This is a genomic window from Pedobacter sp. A2324 (genome assembly GCF_059693705.1).
The window spans coordinates 649,777-667,318 of record NZ_JCASSK010000001.1 but is presented as its reverse complement, the minus strand read 5'-3'; the positions used below and the strand labels follow the sequence as shown (position 1 = coordinate 667,318).

The following is a 17,542-nucleotide window of genomic DNA, read 5'->3' as shown; positions in this document are numbered from 1 at the left end:
GGGATGAAAGGTTAGATGGCTGAAGGCATAGCCTTAATTATTCGTATTTCAATGCATCCACGGGATTAGCTTTTGCAACTTTTACCGACTGTACGCTTACCGTTAGAATGGCAATTAAGAGAGATAAACCGATTGCAGTAATAAAGGGTAACGCCGAAATTGATACGCGGTATTCGTATGCAGAAAGCCACTTATTGATGATAATGTAGGCCACAGGAAATGCAATAATATTGGCAATAGCCACCAGCTTGATAAAATCTTTATTTAAAAGGGTAAGAATGTTGGTGGTACTTGCACCCAACACTTTGCGAATACTGATTTCTTTTTTACGTTGCTCGGCCATGAAAAGTGCCAATCCTAATAAGCCTAAACAGGAAATGAAAATAGCAAAACCACCAAACCAGTTTGAAAGTGTGCCTAAAAGCTTTTCATTTTGGAATTTTACTTCAAAAGCTTCATCAACAAACTTTCGGTTAACCGGATAGTCGGGCTCTATTTGTTTAATTAAATTATCTATTGTTTCCAGCGAAGAACTGATGTTTTGATTGGGGTTTAAACGAGCTATTAAAACCTGTACATCGTCCATATAACTTGGGTAAAAAATCATCGGGGCTACTTTTTGGTAAGCGCTCTCAACAACAAAATCTTTAACTACGCCAATGTTAGTTTTTTCAACTCCCCAATATCTAACTTTAGCACCAACAGGATTTTTAAGGTTCATCATCTTTATGGCGGCCTCGTTCAACATAATGCTATTGCTATCTTTTTTAGTCGTTATGGAAATTTCTCTTCCAGCAACCAACTCGGTTCCGATAGTTTTGATAAAATCATTCCCAATTCCTCTATTGTTGAATAAAATAGATTCACCTTCTGTCTTACCCTGCCAGTGTACATCTGTTGTGTTGTTTCCACTTTCGGTGATATCTTTACTAAAAAATGTTACTCCAGTAGCAGCACCAGAGTTTATCATTTGAGTTTTCAGTAATTCAAGTTTACTGCTATTACCCATTTTGCCTTGAACCGCAATTTGAACCAGATTGGATTTATCATATCCGATCGGCTTGTTTTTTACATATCTCAACTGCTGGTAAATTACTGAAGTACAAACTATCAAGCATGCAGCAAAAACGAATTGAACAACAACTAAAACTTTTCTGATGGAAACCGATGAATCGGATTTAATTTTCAATCCTTTCAACACTTTAATCGGCTCGAATGATGACAGGTACAATGCGGGATAACTTCCGGCCATGAAACCTGTAAAAATCATTAAGCCTAAAAGTGTTCCCCAAAAAGTGATGCTGTTATAATCAATTTGCAGTTTAATATTCAACAAATTGTTAAAATATGGTAAGCTAACTTCGACTAAAATGAAAGCAAAAACACCTGCAAGTATGGTTACGAATACGGATTCAAGTAAGAATTGACCGACTAGGGATTTCCGTGAAGAACCAATCGCTTTGCGAATACCCACTTCTTTTGCTCGTCGCTCGGAACGGGCGGTAGATAAGTTCATAAAATTTACGCAGGCAATTAATAGGATACAAAAAGCCAGCAACAAAAATATTTTAAGCTGTTCTATTTTTCCACCTACAGATTTTCCATTTTGGAAATCGTCGTATAAATGCCATTTGGTTAATGGGAATAACAAAGCTTCGGCTGTATTGTCTTTTTGACTGCGTTTGTAAATGCCTTTCATATCGGCATTTGCATCGGCCAGAAACTTATTATCTTTAAGTTGTACAACAGTAAGGCACATATTATTTCCCCAATTTGGCTCACGTGCCCACGATTCACGCTTAATAAAAAGCGACCATGGTGCCAGACATTCAAAAGTGATGCTACTATTTGCAGGTATATCTTCAATAACAGCCTCTACTTTTAATACGTCCTGATTTTCTAGTTTTACAGTTTTATTAATAGGGTCTTCGTTTCCAAATAATTTTTGGGCTAACGATTTTGTCAGAATAATTGTGTTTACATCCTTTAATGCCTGCTCAGGATTTCCCTTGATAAATTTATAATCGAAAATTTTTATATAATTGGGGTCTGCAAAATTAAGTCTCGAGCTAATTCTACTATTACCAACAGAAATTAATTTTGAGCTTGTATAACTTGCATGTGATGCATATTTAACGCCAGGAATTTTAGCTGCAATTTCATTTGCCATAACATTTGGTGTCCATGCCCAACTGAAAATCTTACCATTTGCAGGTGCATTTTGATAAACTACATACGTTTTATTGGCATTGGTATATTGCTTATCATAACTCCACTCATAAGCTACATACAAGAGCAAAATCATACAACTTGCTAAGCCGATGGCCAATCCACCTACATTTATTAAGGTAAATCCCTTGTTTTTCCAAAGGTTTCGCAATGCTATTTTTAAGTTTAATCTGAACATGTTGTAGTGGTTATTAGTAAGTATCTCGTATCAAGTATCTGCTGGTGAGTAGCGCCTACCCTAATCTTCCCATCCGGGAAGATTTCGGTGGCTTATCATTAAACTAAAACTATTTTCTTAAATATTCCAGCTGCTATATCAGCTCTTCGTTCCTGCTTTTATTTATCTTTTCCGAAATCACATGACCATCTTTAAGGTTGATGATCCTGTTGGAGAAACTGGCATCATGACTGGAGTGGGTAACCATTACAATCGTGGTTCCGGTTTCATTTAATTCACAAAGCAATTCCATTACTTCGTTACCGTGCGAACTATCCAGGTTACCCGTAGGCTCATCGGCTAAAACCAGTTTCGGCTTCGTTACTAAAGCCCTTGCTACTGCAACACGCTGCTGCTGACCACCCGAAAGTTGTTGTGGAAAGTGACCGCTCCGGTTTACGATGTTCATCCTTTCAATGATTTCATTAACGAGTTTTTTCCGTTCACCTGCCGGAATCTTATTGTAAATCAAAGGCAATTCGATGTTTTCGAAAACCGTTAACTCATCAATTAAATTGAAATTCTGGAAAACGAATCCCATATTTCTTTTACGGAAGTTTGAACGTTCTCTGTCGTTTAAGGTTAAAAGTTCGGTATCGATAAACTTGTAACTACCACTCTCCGGCTTATCCAACAAGCCCATAACATTCAGTAAGGTAGATTTTCCACAACCTGAGGGGCCCATAATGGAAACGAATTCACCTTCCTTAACCTGAAGATTGATCCCGTTAAGTGCTGTTGTTTCTATTTCTTCAGTTTTGTAAATTTTTTCGAGATTTTCTATTTTAATCATAGCATTGTTTATCAGTATTTAGCCTTACTTATTGATTTCTACCTGGTCGTATTGATTAAATTGGTCATACGATGAGGTAATCACCTCATCCCCCTTCTGTAACCCATCCAATATTTCGTAATACAGGTAGTTTTTTCTTCCAATTTTAACATTTTTCTTAATCGCTTTACCATTGTTTACCACAAACACCCACGAGCCTCCGGTACTTTGGAAAAACTGACCCTGCGCGAGTAACAGTGATTTGCTGTTATCAGATAGTGTGAGTTTTGTTTGAAGCGATAAGCCACGTCGCAACCCTTCAGGGGTTGCACCCTTAAATACCATTTCAACCTGGAACTGACCCGCAGTAACTTCCGGGATAACTTTGCTTACGGTTAAATTATATGTTTTTCCATTGAATTCGCAGGTTGAAGTTTGCCCTTCTTTAACCCGGTTAATATAATATTCATCAACTCCTGCCTGAAGTTTATACCCTTGCAGCACATCGATCTTCCCAATCATTTCGTTCGAACTGTACGACTTACCAATAACAGGGTCATACGAGGATAACTTGCCGGAAACCGGTGCTTTGATGGTCATGTTCTCAATGTTTTTACGAATCATCTCTAAACTTTCATTCATCTGACCCATCGACTGATCTATCTGGGCAAGCTGCATTTTACGGCTTTGGTTCTCCTGCTTAATTGCCTGGCGGACAATTTTAAGTTTGCCCTGATAATATTCGTAATCCTGACTTGATTTATTAAACTCCTGGAGCGTGATCACTTTTTTGGAAAACAGCGAGCTGTCCAGACGGTACTGACGGGCAACTGTCCTCAGGCTGTTTTCCACATCCAGAACATCCTGATTTAACACCCTTTGGTTTTGCTCGAGATCCAGTCTCGATTTGCGTAGCTGATTGATTTGCTCGGTAGCCGCAGTTTGACTCGAGGTATAACTTAACATGGCGTTTGAGTTCGAGATCCTCAACAGCGGTGTTCCCTTTACGACTGATGCACCATTCTCGGTAAAAATTTCTGCAACCGTTCCTCCTTCTGATGAACTTACGATTACTGAGGTTAGCGGAACAACGCTGGCATTCAACAGAACCACATCCTCAAAATCGCCATATTCCACTTTGTTAATGGTTAATTTATCAGCATCGGCGCTATATGTTTTTTTCAAGGATAAGGTATAGCCATAAATTACAATTGCTACGAAAGCAACTGCTCCACCTATCATTATCAAAGCTTTGGTGCTGAATCTTTTTTTCTCTATCTTTTTGTCCATTGTTTGGCTATACAGTTTGATTGCTTATTAACCAAGCTTGTGCCAAAAGGCCAAATCGCATTTAAAACACTATATATCAGTGTTTTAATAATTTAATTCAATTTTTACTGTTCGTTATCGAACAGTTTATGTGCGGGATCGGACAGTTTATTTAAATTCGTAGTTCAAATTTAGTATCCATGTTAGACGCCACAGTTTTAATTATCGATGATGATGATGACATTCTTTTAAGTGCCCGCCTGTTTTTGAAACAGCAGGTAAAGCAGGTGATTACGTGTAAATCGCCCAAAGAAATTAACGTTTTGCTCAGCAAAAATGAGGTTGATATCATCTTGCTTGATATGAATTATCAAAAAGGTGCAAGTGATGGCCGTGAAGGTTTGTACTGGCTGGAGCACATTCTGTCGATTGATAAAGATTATGTGGTGATCTTGATGACTGCTTTTGGCAATGTAGAACTGGCAGTTAGTGCCATTAAAAAAGGTGCAACCGACTTCATTCTGAAACCATGGGAAAATGAAAAACTGTTTGCTACCCTCTCCTCAGCATCAAAACTTCGGCAGTCGACCAGAAAGGTAAAAAAGCTGGAGAAAATACATACTTCACTTCATCAGGATATGACCAGGGGTTTCGAACATATTGTTGGAGAGGCTGATGGCATCAGGCAACTGCAAACAACTTTGCTAAAAGTGGCACCAACTGACGCCAATGTGTTAATATTAGGAGAGAATGGTACAGGAAAACAGGTTTTTGCTTATGAGATTCACGGAAATTCGCAACGCAAGAACCAGGTTTTTATGCACGTTGATTTAGGATCGTTAAATGAAAATCTCTTTGAGAGTGAATTGTTTGGTTATGCAAAAGGGGCGTTCACCGATGCAAAAGAAGATAAACCGGGTAGATTTGAACTGGCAGATGGAGGAACAATATTTTTGGATGAAATTGGAAATCTCACCTTACCGTTGCAGGCCAAGCTGCTAAGCGTTTTGCAAAACCGTACCGTAACACGTTTAGGTGAAAGCAAAGAGCGGAAAATAAATGTAAGGTTAATTACTGCGACAAATATGCCGCCGGATGAAATGGTTGCCAAAAATACTTTCAGGCAGGATTTGCTTTTCCGCATCAACACTGTGGAATTATTACTGCCACCATTAAGAAAACGCGGAAAGGATATTCTCCTTCTGGCCAATCACTTTATGCAGGTTTTTAGCTCAAGATATCACAAAGAAATACGAAGTTTAAGCTATAAAGCCCAGGACGTGTTACTGAGCTATAAATGGCCGGGAAACGTCAGGGAGCTTCAACATGTACTCGAACGTGCTGTAATTATGACTGATGGCAATGAAATCAGCGAAGAGGATCTACAATTAAGTCCGCAGCGATTTGCACAAGCCAATACCATGCCAGATGAAATGGCGCTCGAAGATATGGAGAAAATGATGGTGCAAAAGGCCATTGACAAGCACAAGGGAAATATATCAAAGGCAGCAGCAGAGCTGGGTTTAACCCGTGCCGCCTTGTACAGAAGAATAGAGAAATTCGGAATATGACCATCTACCTTTAGATTTTCGGCTTAGCACTATGTTTTATACACGCTTTACTTTTCGTTTAATTTCCCGGTTGGTGCTTATTAACCTATTGGGCTACCTCTTGTTCTATCTGATCAGCAGCACACAATTGTGGTTTACGATTATTGGGGTAAGCTTGATATTCGTTGGTGCAATTATCTCGCTTTACTATTACATTAATGAAATCCGCTCAGATATTAAGCGGTTTATCCTGGCTGTAAAAACCCGCGACCATACACTTAATTTTAAGAATAAGGCTACGAGGGGAAGTTTTCCTGAGCTCTATGAGTCATTCAGCGAAATTCTTCAGGTGCATAAACAGATTCGTATGGAACAGGAAGCCATGTTCCAGCTGATTAAGACCATCCTTGAGCAGGTTCCTGTAGGAGTCATTGTAGTCAATAACACCAAAACTGCTCAGGATAGCGAGGAAATTGCATTTTTTAACCAGGCGGCATCGAATTTACTCGGCGTGCCGGCATATAAATACTGGCATCGCCTGCAACAGCATCTTCCGCTTTTCGCCCGGGAAATTGAGCAGATTTCATCAGGTGGGAAACGTTTCCTTGAATTGAAGATCCAGGAGAAACTCATCCAACTGTCTACAGAAATTATCCCTCTGAATCTTTATGGTAAAAATTATACAATTATTAGTTTTCAAAATATTAAAGATGAAATTGAACAGAAAGAAACTGAAGCATGGAATCGTTTGATAGGTGTAATTTCACATGAAATTCTGAATTCCATCACACCAATCAGTTCCCTCTCCGATACCATAAATAGCATGGTTACAGATAAAGAGAATCTTGATATTGATGAAATGGAGGATTTAAAAACGGCTTTGCATACCATCAAACGACGATCTGCAGGCTTACTGGACTTTGTGAAAGATTACAGGCTTATTGCCGAACTGCCAACTCCAAATCTTGAATCGCACACTATAGGCGAAATCCTGAAGCACATTAAAGTTTTGATGCAGCCTTTTGCCAAAGTTAAGAATGTGGTGCTGGATGTGGCGCAAACATCCTCTAAAATTACGGTACAACTCGACCTGAAACTGGTGGAGCAAGTGCTCATCAATCTGATCACAAACAGCATCTATTCTGTTGAGGAAGAGGAAAACCCACACATATCGGTGAGTTATCGGCTTGAAAACACCAGACTTTATATCGATGTAACCGATAATGGTAAGGGAATTGAGCCTGCAGATTTAGAAAAAATATTTGTTCCTTTTTACACCACCAGGAAAAACGGATCGGGAATTGGATTAACCATTAGCCGTAACATTATGAAAATGCATAGAGGCAGTATCGAAGTAGTTTCCAGTCCAAACAAACAGACAACTTTCTCCCTTGTGTTCAACTATGTTTAAGTTAATCGCAACAATGCTTTAGCCCTGTCTCTGGCCAAAAACCGGTGAGCAATTCTTTTAGGGAAACTACCTGAAAAATCATTTGAATGTTTCTTTCGAAACAAAATTCAAACAAAACCGTTGCTAGCTGCTTTTATTTATGTGAATACATCAAATACAAGCATGAAGACAGTTATAATTTCGAACAGACTACCCGTTAAAATCATTGAAGAAAACAATCAGTATACGTTTATTCCTAGTGAGGGCGGCCTTGCTACCGGCCTTGGCGACGTATATAAAACAGGCAATTCCATTTGGGTAGGCTGGCCGGGAATTGAGGTTCCTGATGACCGCCAACAGGAGGTTACAGAAAAACTACAAGAGCTTAACCTCTACCCCGTTTTCCTGACACAGGAAGAAATAAACTTATATTATGAAGGCTTTTCAAATGAAGTTTTATGGCCTGTATTTCATTACCTGGTAACTTATGCGCATTATGAACAAAGTTATTGGGACTGCTACAAGTCGGTAAATGAAAAGTTTGCTAAAAGTGCCATGCAGGTGCTCAACAGAAGGGATAAGATCTGGATTCAGGACTACCAGTTACTCTTACTTCCCGGAATTTTAAGGGAAAAACTGCCAAATGCCACCATCGGCTTCTTTCAGCATATCCCCTTCCCATCTTACGAAATATTCAGGTTAATTCCCTGGCGGGAAGAACTGTTAAACGGATTGATAGGATCCGATTTAATTGGCTTCCATACCTACGATGATGTGCGCCACTTTATCAGCACAGCAACCCGCCTGCTCCCGGTAAATTCATCTTCTAACGTACTCAGCAGCAATGAAAGGCAAATTGTGATCGAAGCCTTCCCAATGGGAATTGATTACGATAAATTCTCATCACTCACGTTGACCGAAAGAGTAAAAAAAGAAATTGATTACTTCGGAAATGGCAAGGAGGATATGAAAATCATTCTTTCAATTGATAGACTTGACTATAGCAAAGGCATTCTGGAGCGTTTAAAGGCCCTGGAATTGCTCCTGCAAATGCATCCCGAATTTATAGGGAAAATCGAGCTCTTTATGATTGTTGTTCCCTCAAGAGATACCGTTCCGCAATACAGCGAGCTTCGGGATCAGATTGACCAGTTTGTAGGCAACCTGAATGCCCGTTACCGTTCTATGAACTGGATTCCGGTAAACTATTTTTACCGGTCTTTTCCAATTGAAGTTTTATCTGCACTTTATGCATCGGCCGATATTTGCCTGGTTACACCCATGCGCGATGGCATGAACCTGGTGAGCAAAGAATATGTTGCCAGTAGAAATAATGAAGACGGTGTACTCATTTTAAGTGAAATGGCGGGTGCATCCAAAGAGTTGACAGATGCGTTAGTGGTAAATCCAAATAATTTGGGCGACATTATGGAAGCCATCGTAACAGCGCTCAAAATGCATCCAGAAGAACAGCAGCAACGCATGAAAGCCATGCGTGCAATAGTAGAAAAATTCAATGTGAAACATTGGGTAAACAATTTTATTTTAAGATTAAACGAAGTGAAAGATTCTCAAAAATCATTGCAAACTAAACATGCAGTAAATGCTGTGAACGAAGTTATTGCGGCTAAATACGCAGAAACAAACGATCGTGTTTTATTTCTGGATTACGATGGTACACTGGTAGATTTTACCGGAAATATTGATGATGCTTCTCCTGACGACGAATTATACGATCTGATCGAAAATCTTACCCTGGATGCCGCAAACAAAGTTGTGATTATCAGTGGAAGGCGACACGAGACGCTGGAAAGCTGGTTTGGCCATTTGAAGGTTGATTTAATTGCTGAACATGGGGCCTGGCAAAAGGCGCAGCAAGATAAATGGAACTGCCTGCCACTGCTTACCGACCAGTGGAAAAGCGAAATCCGGGCATTACTGGAAACGTATACCGACAGAACCCCTGGCTCATTTATCGAAGAAAAAAGCTACTCACTGGTATGGCATTACCGGAAAGCAGAAGAAGGACTAGGCGATTTGAGGGCAAATGAAATTGTTAGTCACATGAAAATTCTTGCGGCAGATAAAGGCCTTCAACTCATGCCCGGGAATAAGGTAATTGAGTTTAAAAACATCGAGGTAAATAAGGGTAAAGCTGCTTTGAACTGGCTTTATGGTAAGTATCCGGATTTTATTATAGCTCTTGGCGACGACCATACCGACGAAGATATTTTTAAAGCCTTGCCTGAAGATGCCATTACGGTTAAGGTGGGAAATAATTTATCTGAAGCAAAATATTACCTTAACGATTACAAAGAAGTACGAAAATTATTGTGGAGCCTGGTTAAGGAAGAGTTTGTAGAGCGGGACTAAATCCAAAGCCCTATAGCACAAGAAATCCCGCAGCTTAAGCTGTTGATGCAAAAGTAAAAGCATCATCACCTTGAACTGCGGGATATTTTTTTTTTATAGAAATATTGGCCTGTCGAGTTTTATTGCAATGCGGTAAGCTGCATTCATTAAACCAACATGGCTGTAAGCCTGCGGAAAATTACCCCACTGACTACCGGTCTTCGCGTCGACATCTTCACTAAAAAGCAATAAATGATTGCAGTATTTAATGATGTTTTCGAACTCTTTAATGGCTTCATCCGTTCTGCCTACACAAGCCAAAGCCTCCACATACCAGAATGCACAGATTAAAAAGGTTGTTTTCGGTTTGCCAAAATCATCAGCATGCAGGTAGCGGTAAAATAATCCATCCTCTGTTTTAAGTTCCTTCTCGAGTGCAATTAAATGGTCTTTAGCCCGCTCTGATGCCGGATCAAGGTAATTCATCATGATTAGCTGAAGGGTACTGGCATCTAAATGCGGACTCCCCACTGCATTGGTATATACTTTCCTGATCGGATCGTAGCAAGCTTCAATATGCGCAGCCGCTTTATCAATAAGCACCTGTGCCCTGTCTTCAAAATTTTTGCTGCCGATAGTTTTGGCCATTTTCAATGCAGCCTGCGCACCAGCCCACTGAAACAGGTTGCTGTAACAGTGCACGTTTGCAATGTTTCTGAATTCCCAGATACCGGCATCCTTCTCATCGATCGTCCTTTCAATTTTAGAAAGTACACTTTCAATCCACTTTATTGAATCGCTACGCTCAGAAAATACGAAGCGATGATCGGTATATAAAGGCAGCATGGAAATTAATACCTGTCCGTATATATCGTTCTGAATATGTTCGTATGCCTGGTTACCAATCCGAATGGGTTGTTCACCCCTATAGCCTTCCAAATGGTCTAATGTGGTTTCCGTGATCTCCCGTTCTCCTGCAATTCCGTAAAGCGGCTGGTAACGGGTATCTTCAGCATGCGATATATCAGAAAGGTAATTAAAGTATTTCTCCATTTCCTCGAAATGACCGATATGATTTAACGAAGTCAATACATAATGAGAATCACGCAGCCAGCAATAACGGTAATCCCAATTTCTGGTACTTCCGGGTGATTCTGGCAAACTTGTGGTACTCGCTGCAATGATTGCCCCAGTATCTTCATACTGGTGAATTTTTAAAACCAGCGCAGAGCGGATAACAAAGGGCTGATAAAAACCTGCTATTGAGGAATGTTTAATCCACAAACGCCAGTAAGAAACAGTATCGCGAAGGAAGTTTTCTGCAGTGCTGATGATCGGTGCTTCGAAATTCTGGCCGTACGTCATGATCAGGTATTTCGTCTCATTCAATACAAAAGCCTTTTCATCTATAATATAGGTGAGTGATACATTCGAACTTAGTCTGATATTCTCATCGCAACCCAGATAATCGATATGGTTACTCCCTCTGCTTGATCGCATTTTACCCTTTCCGTAGTCACATACCGGCTGGCACTTTATGGTGATACGTGGATTCCCTTCTAATGGCTCAATTTTTCTGATGAACATCAGGGGTTTGAAATACCTGTCGTACAATCTAAAGCGTGGGGCAAAATCGGTAATGCGATAGCGCCCGTCTTCGGCCGTAATTTCTGTTCTTAAGACGTTCGTATTCTCAATATAATATTGTGTCGACGAAAACTCGCCCTGGGGTAGAATGGTAAACTCGCCCCCCTTATTTTTATCGAGTAAGCTTCCAAAAACGAAAGGACTATCGAAGCGTGGCCAGCATAGCCATGAGATATCTGTATTTTTATTTACATGTGCCAGAAAAGCACAGTTACCTATTATTCCTGTTTCATAAAGGTGTTGTTCTGCCATAAGCTCATTTTGTGTTTATTGATTAACAAGATTATGGCGAAAATGTTGGAAGCAAATGGGCTTTATCGGCTAAAAGAAACAAAAAAAGCCAGAGTGAACGAATTCAAACTGGCTTAGTTAATGATAATGATGATTTTATATGACTGTTCCGCTAGGCAAAATGGCACCTTTTTTAACCACAACAATTCCATCTTTTACTGCATAGAGCTCATGATCTCCGTCTTCAAGATGCGGTCCGCCGTTTATTTTAACATCGTTTCCAATGCGGCAATTCTTATCGATGATGGCGTTGTTTATGTAACACCTGTCGCCTATACCGATCAGGGAATTTCCTTTATTGGTTTCGCTTTGTATTTCTTCTAGTGTCTGATAACGATCGCTACCCATGATGTAAGCATTAGTGATCACTGTATCACGACCTATGCGTGCCCTGATGCCCAGTACAGCATGCTCTACTTTACTGGCCTGAATAATACACCCTTCAGCGATGATTGCTTTCTCAAGTGTTGTACCTGAGATTTTTGAAGGTGGCAGCATCCTTGCTCTTGTAAAAATAGTATGATTGCTATCGAACATATTAAATTTAGGAATCTCATCTGTTAAGCCAAGATTGGCTTCAAAGAAAGATGAAATATTACCGATATCAGTCCAGTAACCTTCATACTGATAGCTAAGCACCCGGCTTTCAGTAATGGCCCTTGGGAGAATTTCTTTGCCAAAATCCTTTTCTTCAACATTTTCATTCAGGATATTGATGAGGTATTCTCGGTTGAATACATAGATTCCCATTGAAGCAAGAAAGTTTCTTCCTTCGCCCTGCATTTCTTCACCTGTATCAGAAACCCAGTCTTCGAGACCTGTTTTGGGTTTTTCGATGAAAGAAGTGATCATGTTTTCCTCGTCTGCTTTCAATATACCGAAATCAGTGGCATCTTTCGCGGTTACCGGAATCGTGGCAATGGTTATTTCTGCATTCGCCTCAATGTGCTTTTCAATCATGTCCTTGAAATCCATTTGATACAACTGATCACCTGAAAGGATTAAGATGTAGTCAAACTCATGAGATACAATATGGTGCATACACTGACGCACAGCATCAGCGGTTCCCTGAAACCAACCCGAATTCTGAACGGTTTGCTCAGCCGCGAGAATATCTACAAAAGCCGTACTGAAATGGCTGAAGTGATAGGTGTTTTTAATGTGTTTATTTAGGGATGCCGAATTAAACTGTGTTAACACAAACATACGGTGGATTCCCGAGTTGAGGCAATTCGAAATCGGAATGTCTACCAAACGGTACTTACCTGCAATTGGAACTGCCGGTTTAGAACGTGTTTGTGTTAGTGGCGATAATCTAGAGCCCTGGCCACCGCCAAGGATAACGCCTAAAACTTTGTCAGTCATGTTTAAGCTTATTTTAATATTTGGTATAAATCTATATAATTGGTTGCTGCCCTATCCCATGAATGGTCAATCTTCATCATGGTCTTTCGCACAGCTTTAAATGCTTTTTTATTATTGTATAAATCAACAGCACGGTTTATGGATTGCGTTACATCCCAAACGCTGGTTTGATCATGGCAAAGGCCGAAACCGCCATCGCCAACATCAATTACCGTATCCTTTAACCCCCCTACTCTCCGTACAATTGGAACCGTTCCATATCGGAGGGCATAAAGTTGGTTAAGCCCGCAAGGTTCAACCCTTGATGGCATTAAAAGGAAGTCAGCTCCTGCATACATCTCATGAGAAACCTGCTCATTATAACCGATATAAACATTGTATCTTCCTCCAAATATATCTTTCAACTGATTTAACCTACCCTCTACCCAGTTTTCGCCGGAGCCTAATACCAATACATTAATATTATCCCCATGTTGTTGTAACGCGCTATAAAATATATCGGGAAGCAAATCAGCACCTTTTTCATCCACCAGCCTGCCAATAAAAGTAAACAGCGGTTTGGAAGCGTCTAATTGAAAAACATCGCAAAGAGCCCTTTTGTTTGCCTCTTTTCCTGCTTCAACCGTTTTTAAATTGTAACTTTTGCCTATCATAGGGTCGGTTTCCGGATTCCATACTTCACTATCGATTCCATTTAAGATCCCTACTGATTTCCAACGTTCCTGACGAAGGAGAGTTTCCAGTCCGCGTGCATTGTTCATCATCTCTTCAAGATAGCTAGGCGAAACGGTTGTTACCCTCCATGCACATTTAATCGCGGAGGCTAATGGATTAATGGCGTCGTCCCACCCCAGCAAGCCACCTTTCCATAAATCGAAAGCCGGCAGGTAATACAATTTCTCCCAGCCAAACTGTCCCTGATACTGGGCATTGTGGATGGTTAAAATGGTAGGCACTTTACTGATATTCTGGTATTTCAAACAATTTGACACCATGAAGGGTATTAAACCCGTATGATGATCATGACAATGAATGATGTCCGGACGATGCTCCCATTGGGCAATCCAGTCTAACGTAGCAATCTGAAAAGCTACAAAGCGTTCTGTATCATCGGCGTAACCATAAACATTTGGGCGGTCGGTTAATCCCTGTATATGCACCACATATAAATCGAAACCAAGCTTATTGGTCTTTTCTTTTAACACGCGGTAAGAAAAGTGATGATTTCCGTAATTTGACCACGCATCGTAAGCCACTTCGAATTCGCTTTCGCGTACAAATTTCGTTTCGTAGGCGGGTACCACCACCTTGGCAATGTGGCCTGTTTTATTTTGATATTTTGGTAAGGCCCCTACTACGTCAGCTAATCCGCCAACTTTCGCAACAGGGTAACACTCGGCGCTTATATGTATAATTTCCATTAAATATTTGGTGTAGATAACCCTGTTAAGTTAGCAATTGTTTTCTGATTTAGAAATTATCTAAAATTAATTTTCAAGGAGCAGATATTGCATCTGAAAGGCTCTGAAAACATCCAGTTAGTAAACAAAAAAACCGCTAAGCTTTCGCCAGCGGTCTTTAACAACAAAACAAATATGAGTAATTTACCTTTAGTATTCTTCGGCCAGGGTTTCGTAAAAATCTCTGATGGGCTGAAACTGAGGATGCAACGAAACTACATCTCCGAATACCAGCAGTGCAGGTGCACTGATTTTTTTATCTTCTACAAGCTCGGCGATAGTGTCAACAATGCCTACGGCAATTTTTTCTTGTGGGGTTGAGCCATTTTCAATCACAGCCACGGGTAAAAGGTGCTTATTTTCAGCCTGGAAAATAGCAGCTATTTCTTTTACCTTTTCAATTCCGTTTAAAACTACAATTGTAGCTTTGGTTTTTGCAGCGATGTATAAATCTTCTGAAATATCACCTTTAGCGTTCGTTCCGGTTACGGCCCAAAAGCTTTCGCTAAGGTCTTTGTAAATCATAGGAATCTTTTGTAAGCTTGGTGCGCCGGTAGCACTTGAAATTCCAGGGATGATCTCTGTTGGAATACTATACGATTCGGCAGCATCTATTTCCTCATAACCTTTGGCAAAGAAAAACGGATCGCCACTTTTTAAACGAACCACATGTCCGTAGTTCAAAGCATAATCAATCACCAGTTTATTTACCGCGTCCTGAGAGAACCCTTCATCATCACTGCGTTTACCAACGAAGATTTTTGGAATACCGTCTGGAGCGTGACACAGTAAAGCTTCGTTCACATTCGCATCATATAAAACAACATCAGCTGTTTTTAATGCTTTTACACCTTTCAAACTAAACAAATCAGGGTCACCAGGGCCCGCACCTATTAGTGTAATTTTTGGTTCAATGTTCGCTTTCTCTACTTTACTTAAAATCATAACAGAAATATTAGCTCGTGATAACTTTATTAACAATACAAATATACAAAGTCTATCGAAAAGGTAGTAATTTATTTTAAAATAATTTATTAAAGCATAAAACTGGTGACAAATACCCCTCAAAGCTACTTACATGGCACTTCCTGAAAGATAAATTTACCTGCTTCGTAATTGATTTCTTTCCCTTTGACGAAGTAAGAACGGCCGAGCGTCGTTTCAATCTGACCTACTCCCATGATCAGATTACCATCTTTCTTTAAGAATGCAAGGGGATTGGTAAAAGCCTTTGTCGTATCGTTACCCGTGTTGAAGCGATAATCGAACAATAAGGTATCGCCACTTAACTTGCCGGTAATCTTGCCGTTATTCTGAGGTTTTTCTGCGTATTTGACCAGCAAGGAGCCTTCAATTTTCCCTGACGCCATTGTTCTGACAATCATTGCAGCGCTGTCTTTTTCGAAAGCTGCGGCATAACAGGTTTGATTAATCACCGAATCTTTCCTGGTTGAAGCAGCTTTTTGTTCACTGGAGTTGCAGGCAAAAATAAACGGGACAGCGGCAAGGGCCGAAAACAGGATGTTCTTTTTCATAACTCGAATCATGTTGGTTTGTATTATCAATTTAAGATGATGATGAAAGGTTCCTGATTTTTCCATAAATAAATCTCCTATACGAAAAACGGGGCTCCGTTACCGGTACCCCGCTGAAATTGCTTTCGCTTAAAGATTTACTAAAAGCTTTCCTAATTATATTTGGTCGTAGTTTTCTTAGTTTGTCACCCCCGGATTTTACATCTAACCCTACTCTACCGCTGCTCTGAACATCAAAGCGCCAGCCGTTAAGTTTGTTCGGCTATCTATCAAAATGGCTGAACCATTCGCCCGGTTATCGTCGTACAGATCAAAGGCCAAAGCATCAGCCGTTTTAACAATTACGCGGCCGATATCGTTCAGTTTGAATTCATCTGCCTGATGTTTTTCAAGTGTATTGATGTCAACTTTGTGCAGGATTTCACTGATTTTGCATTTAGTTACCTTGCTGTTATGCTGAATGAGGTACATGATGGATGTATCCAGTGCACGTGTATCCATCCAGCATAAATCCGCTTCAATTAATTTCGACTCCTGAGGTAAAGCAGATGCATTTACAATTGTGTCGCCACGGCTGATATCCACATCATCTTTAAGGTGGAGGGTAACCGACTGACCGGCATGTGCCACCACAGGGGTTAGATCAAAAAACTCAATTTTTTCTATCGTTGAACTTGCACCCGAAGGCAATATGGTCACCTTATCATTTAATTTGAATGTACCACTGAGTACCCTTCCCGCATAACCCCGATAATCGTGCAATGCTTCTGTTTGAGGGCGAATTACCCATTGAACAGGCATACGCGCCAACTGCGATTTATCCAGATTATCCGTATCCACTTTTTCTAAAAAGTGCAACAGGCTTTCTCCACTATACCAATCCATCCGATCGGAATTCTGAACAATGTTATCGCCCTTTAAAGCACTTACCGGAATGTAGTTGACATCAGCAAGGTTAAGCTGTTGGGCCAACACTTTGTATTTATCTATGATGGTATTGTAAACTTCTGCGCTATAGTCTACCATATCCATTTTATTGATCGCAACAACTACGTGCTTAATACCCAGTAAAGAAACTATATAGGAGTGACGAATGGTTTGCTCCACCACGCCATTTCTGGCATCAATCAGAATAATGGCCAGATTGGCTGTCGATGCACCGGTAACCATATTTCGGGTATATTGAATATGCCCTGGGGTATCTGCGATAATGAATTTGCGTTTATCGGTCTGAAAGTATTTATAAGCAACATCAATGGTAATGCCTTGCTCGCGCTCCGCCCTTAAGCCATCAGTTAAAATAGCTAAATCAATTGTTCCATCGTCGTTCTTACGGTTAGAGCTTTGTAAAGCTTCCAACTGATCAGCTAAAATGGAATCGGTATCATATAACAAACGGCCTATTAGGGTACTTTTACCATCATCTACGCTGCCTGCTGTGAAAAATTTTAGAATGTTCATGTTA

12 protein-coding genes are annotated in these 17,542 nt (G+C 40.2%); 3 read left to right on the top strand and 9 right to left on the bottom strand.

Annotated features, from left to right (window positions below):
- Positions 1–37 precede the first annotated feature (37 nt).
- From AC570I_RS02870 to AC570I_RS02860, 3 genes are all read right to left on the bottom strand, one after another.
- On the bottom strand, positions 38–2,407 hold the full coding sequence (locus AC570I_RS02870) for an ABC transporter permease (protein WP_497404259.1): 2,370 nt from the start codon (positions 2,405–2,407) through the stop codon (positions 38–40).
- Positions 2,408–2,540: 133 nt separating this feature from the next.
- Positions 2,541–3,239, bottom strand: a complete 699-nt coding sequence (locus tag AC570I_RS02865; RefSeq protein ID WP_497404258.1) for an ABC transporter ATP-binding protein — start codon at positions 3,237–3,239, stop codon at positions 2,541–2,543.
- Positions 3,240–3,263: 24 nt separating this feature from the next.
- The gene (locus tag AC570I_RS02860) at positions 3,264–4,508 is read right to left on the bottom strand and encodes an efflux RND transporter periplasmic adaptor subunit (protein ID WP_497404257.1); all 1,245 of its coding nucleotides are present in this window, start codon (positions 4,506–4,508) and stop codon (positions 3,264–3,266) included.
- Between the two features lie 179 nt (positions 4,509–4,687).
- Here AC570I_RS02860 and AC570I_RS02855 point away from each other — a divergent pair, with 179 nt between their 5' ends.
- The 3 genes from AC570I_RS02855 (at position 4,688) to AC570I_RS02845 (ending at position 9,800) form a co-directional block, all read left to right on the top strand.
- Positions 4,688–6,058: a sigma-54-dependent transcriptional regulator gene (locus AC570I_RS02855; protein ID WP_497404256.1), complete on the top strand. Its 1,371-nt coding sequence runs from the start codon at positions 4,688–4,690 to the stop codon at positions 6,056–6,058.
- 73 nt (positions 6,059–6,131) lie between these two features.
- The gene (locus AC570I_RS02850; RefSeq protein WP_497404255.1) at positions 6,132–7,448 is read left to right on the top strand and encodes a sensor histidine kinase; all 1,317 of its coding nucleotides are present in this window, start codon (positions 6,132–6,134) and stop codon (positions 7,446–7,448) included.
- A 162-nt stretch (positions 7,449–7,610) separates the two neighbouring features.
- Entirely contained in the window at positions 7,611–9,800 is a 2,190-nt protein-coding gene (locus AC570I_RS02845; RefSeq protein ID WP_497404254.1) for a bifunctional alpha,alpha-trehalose-phosphate synthase (UDP-forming)/trehalose-phosphatase, read from the top strand.
- A gap of 93 nt (positions 9,801–9,893) precedes the next feature.
- On the opposite strand, the gene AC570I_RS02840 is transcribed toward AC570I_RS02845, so the two are convergent.
- The 6 genes from AC570I_RS02840 to AC570I_RS02815 form a co-directional block, all read right to left on the bottom strand.
- Positions 9,894–11,678 (bottom strand): glycoside hydrolase family 15 protein, encoded by a 1,785-nt coding sequence (locus AC570I_RS02840; RefSeq protein ID WP_047797477.1) that lies wholly within the window; start codon positions 11,676–11,678, stop codon positions 9,894–9,896.
- A 135-nt stretch (positions 11,679–11,813) separates the two neighbouring features.
- Positions 11,814–13,082 (bottom strand): glucose-1-phosphate adenylyltransferase, encoded by a 1,269-nt coding sequence (locus tag AC570I_RS02835; protein WP_497404253.1) that lies wholly within the window; start codon positions 13,080–13,082, stop codon positions 11,814–11,816.
- An 8-nt stretch (positions 13,083–13,090) separates the two neighbouring features.
- Entirely contained in the window at positions 13,091–14,503 is a 1,413-nt protein-coding gene (locus tag AC570I_RS02830) for a glycogen synthase (RefSeq protein ID WP_047797479.1), read from the bottom strand.
- Between the two features lie 189 nt (positions 14,504–14,692).
- Positions 14,693–15,487: a uroporphyrinogen-III C-methyltransferase gene (gene cobA, locus AC570I_RS02825; RefSeq protein ID WP_047797706.1), complete on the bottom strand. Its 795-nt coding sequence runs from the start codon at positions 15,485–15,487 to the stop codon at positions 14,693–14,695.
- 125 nt (positions 15,488–15,612) lie between these two features.
- Positions 15,613–16,077, bottom strand: a complete 465-nt coding sequence (locus AC570I_RS02820; protein ID WP_497404252.1) for a hypothetical protein — start codon at positions 16,075–16,077, stop codon at positions 15,613–15,615.
- Positions 16,078–16,287: 210 nt separating this feature from the next.
- Entirely contained in the window at positions 16,288–17,538 is a 1,251-nt protein-coding gene (locus AC570I_RS02815) for a sulfate adenylyltransferase subunit 1 (protein ID WP_497404251.1), read from the bottom strand.
- Positions 17,539–17,542: the final 4 nt, after the last annotated feature.

Excerpts from the sequence above, each read along its gene's own strand:
- AC570I_RS02870 (WP_497404259.1), bottom strand. The coding sequence starts at position 2,407 with ATGTTCAGATTAAACTTAAAAATAGCATTGCGAAACCTTTGGAAAAAC.
- AC570I_RS02865 (WP_497404258.1), bottom strand. The coding sequence starts at position 3,239 with ATGATTAAAATAGAAAATCTCGAAAAAATTTACAAAACTGAAGAAATA.
- AC570I_RS02860 (WP_497404257.1), bottom strand. The coding sequence starts at position 4,508 with ATGGACAAAAAGATAGAGAAAAAAAGATTCAGCACCAAAGCTTTGATA.
- AC570I_RS02855 (WP_497404256.1), top strand. The coding sequence starts at position 4,688 with ATGTTAGACGCCACAGTTTTAATTATCGATGATGATGATGACATTCTT.
- AC570I_RS02845 (WP_497404254.1), top strand. The coding sequence starts at position 7,611 with ATGAAGACAGTTATAATTTCGAACAGACTACCCGTTAAAATCATTGAA.
- AC570I_RS02840 (WP_047797477.1), bottom strand. The coding sequence starts at position 11,678 with ATGGCAGAACAACACCTTTATGAAACAGGAATAATAGGTAACTGTGCT.
- AC570I_RS02835 (WP_497404253.1), bottom strand. The coding sequence starts at position 13,082 with ATGACTGACAAAGTTTTAGGCGTTATCCTTGGCGGTGGCCAGGGCTCT.
- AC570I_RS02830 (WP_047797479.1), bottom strand. The coding sequence starts at position 14,503 with ATGGAAATTATACATATAAGCGCCGAGTGTTACCCTGTTGCGAAAGTT.
- cobA (WP_047797706.1), bottom strand. The coding sequence starts at position 15,487 with ATGATTTTAAGTAAAGTAGAGAAAGCGAACATTGAACCAAAAATTACA.
- AC570I_RS02820 (WP_497404252.1), bottom strand. The coding sequence starts at position 16,077 with ATGAAAAAGAACATCCTGTTTTCGGCCCTTGCCGCTGTCCCGTTTATT.
- AC570I_RS02815 (WP_497404251.1), bottom strand. The coding sequence starts at position 17,538 with ATGAACATTCTAAAATTTTTCACAGCAGGCAGCGTAGATGATGGTAAA.